Source organism: Halomonas sp. NO4 (genome assembly GCF_010994375.1).
Taxonomy (GTDB): domain Bacteria; phylum Pseudomonadota; class Gammaproteobacteria; order Pseudomonadales; family Halomonadaceae; genus Halomonas.
The window spans coordinates 1-7,423 of sequence record NZ_WHMA01000062.1 but is presented as its reverse complement, the minus strand read 5'-3'; the positions used below and the strand labels follow the sequence as shown (position 1 = coordinate 7,423).

At 60.6% G+C, this 7,423-nt stretch carries 5 protein-coding genes and 1 pseudogene; all 6 read left to right on the top strand.

The window, feature by feature from the left end; genetic code table 11:
* Positions 1 to 253, top strand: a pseudogene (locus FEF15_RS19560) (IS256 family transposase); the annotation flags it as partial.
* A 272-nt stretch (positions 254 to 525) separates the two neighbouring features.
* Complete coding sequence (locus FEF15_RS18730) at positions 526 to 1,728, top strand: site-specific integrase (protein WP_163560923.1); 1,203 nt, start codon at positions 526 to 528, stop codon at positions 1,726 to 1,728.
* 116 nt (positions 1,729 to 1,844) lie between these two features.
* Positions 1,845 to 2,702 (top strand): hypothetical protein, encoded by an 858-nt coding sequence (locus FEF15_RS18725; RefSeq protein ID WP_163560920.1) that lies wholly within the window; start codon positions 1,845 to 1,847, stop codon positions 2,700 to 2,702.
* Entirely contained in the window at positions 2,699 to 5,692 is a 2,994-nt protein-coding gene (locus tag FEF15_RS18720; RefSeq protein WP_163560918.1) for a hypothetical protein, read from the top strand. The genes FEF15_RS18725 and FEF15_RS18720 overlap by 4 nt, the downstream gene beginning before the upstream one ends.
* Positions 5,689 to 7,107, top strand: coding sequence for a hypothetical protein (locus FEF15_RS18715; protein ID WP_163560916.1), 1,419 nt, complete (start codon positions 5,689 to 5,691; stop codon positions 7,105 to 7,107). The genes FEF15_RS18720 and FEF15_RS18715 overlap by 4 nt, the downstream gene beginning before the upstream one ends.
* Positions 7,104 to 7,409 (top strand): hypothetical protein, encoded by a 306-nt coding sequence (locus tag FEF15_RS18710; RefSeq protein ID WP_163560914.1) that lies wholly within the window; start codon positions 7,104 to 7,106, stop codon positions 7,407 to 7,409. The genes FEF15_RS18715 and FEF15_RS18710 overlap by 4 nt, the downstream gene beginning before the upstream one ends.
* The last annotated feature ends 14 nt before the right edge of the window (positions 7,410 to 7,423 follow it).

The window sequence follows — 7,423 nt, the reverse complement described above, 5'->3', positions numbered from 1 at the left end:
AGAGCACTGGGTGCATATCCGCACCACCAACCCGATCGAGTCGACCTTCGCCACGGTCCGCCTGAGGACCAAGCGCAGCCGGAACTGCGGCTCCCGGGCGACGACCCTGGCGATGGTCTTCAAGCTGCTCCAGAGCGCCGAGAAGCGCTGGAAGCGCATCAAGGGGTTTAGCAAACTGGAGCTGGTCGTGAATAACGTCCGGTTCCGGGATGGGGAACAAGTAACCGATCAGTCAGACAGGACTGCCGCCTGACTGCCATCCACCAGATTTGACTATAACTCCAGGAGTGTTCCCAAAACCCAAAAACGACGAAGGCCGTCGAGCTAATTGCTTGACGGCCTTCAAAATTCTGTGGCGGAGGGGGAGTCCGTTGTTTTAGCTTCCCACGATGTCCTGATAACTCTATATATTCATTCTATATCAACTGCTTGTATTGCACCAACGTCCCACAAGGTCTATCGTAATCCAATCAATCTGGGGGACCATTTGGGGGACTATTCCCCTTCCATAGAGGTAGGGCAGCGATGGCAATACACAAGCTCAGTCCGCGCAAGGTTGCAACCGCGGGGCCTGGCAAGCACGAGGATGGCGGCGGCCTTCGTCTGGTAGTCTCAGGAGGCGGGGCAAAGAAGTGGGTGCTCCGATTCACACTGAAGGGCAAGCGCCGTGAGATGGGGCTGGGAAGCTTCCCTGACACCGGTCTGGCTGATGCTCGTCGCAAGGCTGAGCATTATCGTCGACTTGCCAAAGACGGAACCGACCCGATTCAGGCGCGAGATGTAGAACAGCAAGAAAACTCTACTCCCACCTTCACGAGTTGCGCTGCTCGTTACATCCAATCCCACCGGCGCAGTTGGCGCAATGCGAAGCACGCTCGACAGTGGGTAAGCACGCTGAAAACGTATGCTCGCCCGGCAATTGGCCATATGCCGGTTGACGAGATCGACACCCAAGACATCGTATCGATTCTCAATCCTATTTGGGCGTCGAAGACAGAAACAGCGAAGCGGGTACAGGGGCGAATCGAAAACGTCCTGGACTATGCCGCAGCTCACAAGTACCGCGATGAATCCAATCCCGCTAGGTGGCGTGGCCACTTGGACAAGCTGCTGGCCAAGCCCTCCCGGGTCAAAAATGTCAGCCACCATCCGGCTATGCCATACGATGAAGTTGCAGCCTTCATTGCCGAGCTTCAGGGCTATACCAGCATTTCCTCCAAGGCACTGCAGTTCCTGATCCTGACAGCGACGCGGACTTCGGAAGTCCTGCGCACGGAGTGGCCGGAAATCGACCTCAAAAATGCCACTTGGACGATACCAGCCGAGCGCATGAAAGCGCGTCGGGAGCATAGAGTTCCGCTATCCACCCAGGCAGTGTCACTGCTTTCCGACCTCCCTCGGGTGCAGGGTAACCCATACGTATTCCCTGGTGCACGGCTCGGTAGGCCCCTGTCGAACATGGCGATGCTGCAGCTGATGCGAGGCATGGGCTACGGAGTCGGTGGCAATCGTGGCGACTACGTCCCACACGGGTTCCGCTCCAGCTTTCGAGACTGGTCAGGCGAAGTTTCCAGCTATCCACGGGATGTCGCCGAAATGGCACTGGCCCACACCATCGAAAACAAGGTAGAGGCCGCCTACCGGCGGGGCGACCTGTTCGAAAAACGGCGGTCTATGATGCAAGACTGGAGCGACTTTATTACTGGCACGCAATGCGTAACACTCTGAATCACCTTATGCAGTGCCAAGTTTGGCCAGATACGGCTATAGCCACCAAGGTCAAATTGGTATCTACATCGCGTGATACAGTGATTGCACCATCGGCTCTCGCCAGGGAAGGCTTTATGGCTCCACACCGTCGCATCAGCCGGACGCAGCTCCTCGGGTATCTTAAGAAACTGGAGCAAGAATCGCCGGTACCTGAACTAAAGCTCCGCCAAGCCGCCCGTCAGTTCGGCCTGATGATCGACGACCTGCTCGATGGCGCCGAGCGCCAGCATGTGAAACGAAACCTCGTCACCTATACCGGCATCGCTCCCGGCGTCATTGACCAGTGGCGAGCCGCGGTCGATGTGGAGCACGCCTCATCCCGGATCGACCAGGCGGCGCTGGGCAACAGTCACAACGCGCGGGTCAGCGGAGTCATGCTCACGGTGCGCAGCCGGCGTCAGTCGCATCCGCAGGTGTTACTGGTCGATGCACACGGCACCATCGACACCGGCACTGCCGCTCCGCCCGCTGAGCGTGCCGTGATCGTGGAGAACCTCGAGAACTTCCTGAACCTCACCGGCACGCTGGCGTTGCTCCCTGAGTGCGGGCTCGGCCCCGAGTGGCAGGAGGCTGACATTCTCTACGGTAGCGGCAACAGCATCACCAACCACCTGCTGACCCCGGTTTTCCAGCAGTACCGGGAGATCGGCTGTCTGTTCGACCCTGACCCTGGCGGCGTGCGCATGTGCGACACCCTCTACCAGCGGGGCGACCTCCCGCCGCTGTTCTTCCTCGCGCCAGCTGACCTCCCGGCTCGTCTCGAAGCCTCCCTTCGAACCATCGACAAGGGCCAGCGCGAACAGTTGGCGATACACATTCGCCGCTCACCGCCCTGCGCCTATGTGGGCGGACTGATCTTCAAGACCGGCCGGCACCTCGAACAGGAAACCTACCTGATCCCGCCACCCTCTACCGCGGAGACCCCCCAATGAATCTGGGCTTTGATACCTTCGACACCTTCCGCTTCAAGCAGCTGGTCTTCGTCAACAGCGCGGCCTACGCCTACACCCAGATTCGCATCGATCAACACACGGCTCTGTTTGGCGAGAACAATCTCGGCAAGACCTCGATGCTCAACGCCTTGAAGCTGTTCCTGCTTCCCGAGGTCAACTTCCGCAAATGCGCCAGCAAGTTCAACTTCCGGGGCACCAACGGCAAGGTCTACGACGGCCTGGCCAGCTTCCGCTACTACTTCCCCGAGGATCGGACGTTCATCATTCTGGAGGCCGAGAACCCCCACAATGACTTCTGCATCGTCCTGCATCGCGGCAGCGCGACCGACCAGCTGGAGTACGCGCGGATGGTCGTACCCCGCCCCTACGCCGACATCCAGCACCTGTTCTGGGACGTTGAGGCCGCGGCGGATGACGGGATCGGCGCCCCGGTCGAGAGCATGACCCTGCAGGGGACGAAAAGCGCCCTACGCGAGATGGGCGGAGAGCCGCTGAGTGATGGGAAGACCATTCAGGAGCGCCTGTTCACCAATCAGCCCTACGACAAGAAAGCCGGCCGGTACAGCCTGCTGCCTCTGCGCAATGGCGCCGGCAAGCGGGAGATGGATGCCTGGCGCAAGCTGGTGCACCTCGCCTTCGACATCACCGCCCAGGATGAGCGCACCTTGCCGGACACGCTGGCCACGATCATCGAGGGGCAGAAGAGCCGCAAGCAGGAAGAGCTGAACATCAACCTCAACGCCATCGTAGAGGAGGCGAACCAGCTGCGCGAGGAAGGCGACCGCATCACGCGCATCCGCAACGCCTCCGACTACTGGGAGGCATTCAACAGCCACTTCCTGCACGAACAGCAGCTGCGAGGCACCGCCGCAAAGGGGTATGCCGACCTCGATGACAGCGTGGCCGTCGAGGAGGAGCGCCTGTCAGAGGTACAGGAGACTGCCGCCAAGACCCTTCAGGAGGCGGAAAGCCGAGCGGAGACATTGGCTCAGACCAAGCGTGACAGCGAGAAGGCGGTGATGGGGGTTGCGGCCGACGTGAAGGCGACTCAGAAACAGGCCGATGAGCTTCGCAAGCAGATCAATGCCGCCCATGCCACCATCAACGAATACCATGGCATGCCGCGCTCGGAGATCATTGAAATCCTGGATGAGCACGTAGCCGAGCAGGTCGAGGCCATGGCCGGGTACGACAACAAGGCCGTGGCCCAAGAGAACCTGTCGCAGGTAAACCGGCGGCTCGAGGGGAACAAGCGCCAGGCGCTGCAACTGGACAAACAGCTGTCCAGCCGCGCACCCACCCTGCTGGACGATCTGAAGGTGCGCGACGCGAGCATCCTCTACTCGCTGAATACCGTTCTGGGCACCACCCACGGGGAGCTGACCGCCGAACAGAAGCAGGCGTTCATCCAGTTCAGCCGCCAGTTCCACTCCGAAGACGGCAACCTCGTCCTGGGCCAGCCCCAACAACGCATCACGCTGAAGGGCATCGCCTACAAGGGCTACGACGCCGAAAAAACGCGGCAGAGCATGCAGCATGAGCTCAATGACCTGCGGGCCGGCATTGAGCGCGATGAAAAGCGCCGGGCAACATACATAGAAGAAGCCACCCTGAGCGCCGAGGAGATTTCCAAGCGACGCAAGGCCGCCGAGCAGAAGATGCGCAAGGCAGAGCGGGACAAGAACTCCCTCAATGCCCTCGACGCCAACAAGGAGAACCTCGAGTCCCTGGAAGCAGAGCTGAAGGAGCTGGACACGGCTCTGGCTGAGCACAAGCGCCAGTTGGAGACCGCTGAAGCCGACTGGCAGGAGGCTGAGACCCAACGCAAGGCCGCCCGCCAGGACCAGAAGCTGATTCAGGACCAGGCCCAACAGATAAAGCTCATTCGTCAGCGGCTCAACAGGATTGGCAAGGACGCCAACAACGTCCTGGAGGGACGCCACCGACACCTTTCCCCGACGCCATGCGCCGTCACCGAAGCGACCATTGCTGCGCTCGAGGAGGACGTCGACAAGCTGAGCGCACTGCGCACGAAGGTGCATGACCACCTGCGCAAGCTGCTTGCCATCAACATCCTGCCCAACATGGACAGCCAGGCCCATATCAGCGCTTTCACCGGCGAGCAGGTGGAAGACTTCCACGACCAGCTGAAGGCGGTCTACGACAACCTCGACACCCAGGAAGCCAATCACCGGCACAAGGTCGAGCGACACAACAAGACCACGCACACCCAGGTCGAGATCCTGCGCACGGCCAAGGAGCAGGTCACAGCCTTCATGAACCGCATCAACGCCGAGATGGGCCAGTTCACGATTTCTGATCTTGAAGCGGTTCGGGTGGAGTACCAGCTTCACCCGCGCTTCCAGCAACTGTTGGCCAACCTCGACAAGGCCGACCTGCTCAGCGACGAACTGCAGGATGACCGCGTCTACAGCCAGCTCAAGGCATTCCAGGCGGACTTTTTCAACAGGGATGCCCGGCGCACCGGGATCCTGCTCAGCCTCGACAAGATTCTGGAACGGGTCACCTACAGCTACCGCAAGCGCGGCGAGGACGGGTGGACGACCAACGCCCAGTCCAACGGCACCACCATGATGATTACCACCAACCTGCTCTCGGTGTTGATGTCGCGACTAATGGACGGCGAGGCGCAGGTGACGATGCCGTTGGTAATGGACGAATTCGGCTCCCTGGCCACCCGCAACATGCGTACCGCCCGAAAGATGGCCGAGCAACACGGCTACTGCCTGTTCGTGGCCAATCCCAACCGCGATTCGAAGATCACCCAGGTGCTCGGCAACTACGTCCACCTGGGCCTTTTCCACGCCAGCCGGGCCTATGCCGAGAATCGCACGGTTGTGCACCATGGCCTTTGCGAGTCACTCACCCGCCAAGGGAAGATCACCTTGCGAGAGGCTGGCGCCGATGAGGAGGCGATCCCCCACCCCGAGGAGGAGCCCGGCCAGTGAACATCAAGTCGCCCTTCATCCTGAAGCAGCTCATCGACCACCGGCAGCTATTCACTCAGCTGGTGGCCTACATCGAAGAGAACGATGGGGACGTGGAGATCCCCATCCGCCTGTACCGGGGCCTGGTCAGGCAAGCGGTGGCGGCTCAGGCCACTCACGGCACTGAAGTCGAATGTCAGCGCATTCGCTATACCCTAGCGGAGGACAACCTGCTGCGTGAGCGCCTGATCGTGCGCATCGACCAGGCCCGCGGCACGTTGGTGCTGGCGCCGTTCGTCGTGGACATGCTGCGCCATTTCGATATCGGCCGCATGCGGGGCCTGAGCCAGGCCGAGCTGGAAGACTTGCGGGAGGGTCTCAACCAGAGCCTTGCCGCGATACAGCGCCTGCCGATCGACATAGCGGATGAAAACTTCACCGATGAACTGCGTCTTCTTCGGCGTCGGATACAGGACACACTGGGCAAGATGCAGGAGAGCATCGCTGCTCTGGAAGCCCAGGGGGACCACCTGGCGGATCTGGTGGAGCAGCAGGACGTGGGCAGCATCGAAGGAGCGACCGAAACCCGCAAGGCCCTGGAACACATCAACCGCATCTACCAGCGCTACATTCTGCCGGCCCTGGAATTCCTCGACCCCAAAACACGCTTCAAGCAAGGCATCCCGGCGGTAACGGCCATTCGCCGCATCGCCAAGCTCACTGCCGACAGCGCCTTCCCCTCACTGAATGAGGAGCTGCAGCTATCGGCCAACGCGATTCATAGTTACGTCAATGATATCGATACGCTGCGCCTCTCTCTAGAGCGATACGTCCGCCAGGATCGGCATCAACGGGAGCAGTACGACTGCATCGAACGCGCCTTTAATGCTCTCAAGGTCGCCACGGAAGAGCGTCACGATGACAGCTTCCGCAACATGTACATCCCGGTGCGCCATCCTGCTATCCAGTCACCCGGCACCTTCCTGGGCATCAAGCGCATGCGCTTCGCCCGGCTCGATTGGCATGACATTGACCACCGGGCCGACATCGAGGAGTACACCGACCGGCGCATTGAAGAGCTGCGGGCCGAACGTGACCGGGCCGGAGCCATTACCATCGATCCGGCACGCGCCGGGCTGTCGGAAGCCGAGCTGCGCGAACAGTTGCGCCAGCACGAGATCCAGACGCTGCTTGAGCAATGGGCCACCCCCGAGGACTGCCGGGATCTTCATGCCGCGCTCCACTGCTATCTGGAAAGCCGCCTCGAGGGGTACACTCTGAACGACCTCCTCGAAGCCCTCGACTGGGTCATGGCACTGCCTGACTTTCGCTTTCACGCCCGCTTCCAGCACCACGTAATCGTCCATGGCGAGCTGGCGCTGTCGTACCATCCCCTCATTCCTCACGAGGCCCCTGCCAAGGAGACCACACCATGAGCGATACACCCCTCCCCCATGAGCCGAACACCTGGCGGCCGGTCGTCAACCGACGCTTGAGCCAGGAGGCCTTTCGCAAGATGACTTCTGGCCAGGTGATCAACCAGACGCAGTATGTGGACGGGAAGCTGGTTCCCAACCCGCTGTTTGATGAGCTCTTCAAAGAGCGTGACCGCTACTACGTTGAGGCTTATGCCAACATGGGCATGGAGCTGGTACAGCGCCCAGGTTTCTTCTACGTGCGCACTCTTAGCCACGATGCCTGTCAAGCTTGTTGGAACCTGGAGTCAGGCGGCTTCTAATCGCTGATCGCGTT

Bases quoted from the DNA above. Each gene is read 5' to 3' on its own strand.
- FEF15_RS18720 (WP_163560918.1), top strand. From the start codon at position 2,699: ATGAATCTGGGCTTTGATACCTTCGACACCTTCCGCTTCAAGCAGCTG.
- FEF15_RS18710 (WP_163560914.1), top strand. From the start codon at position 7,104: ATGAGCGATACACCCCTCCCCCATGAGCCGAACACCTGGCGGCCGGTC.
- FEF15_RS18725 (WP_163560920.1), top strand. From the start codon at position 1,845: ATGGCTCCACACCGTCGCATCAGCCGGACGCAGCTCCTCGGGTATCTT.
- FEF15_RS18730 (WP_163560923.1), top strand. From the start codon at position 526: ATGGCAATACACAAGCTCAGTCCGCGCAAGGTTGCAACCGCGGGGCCT.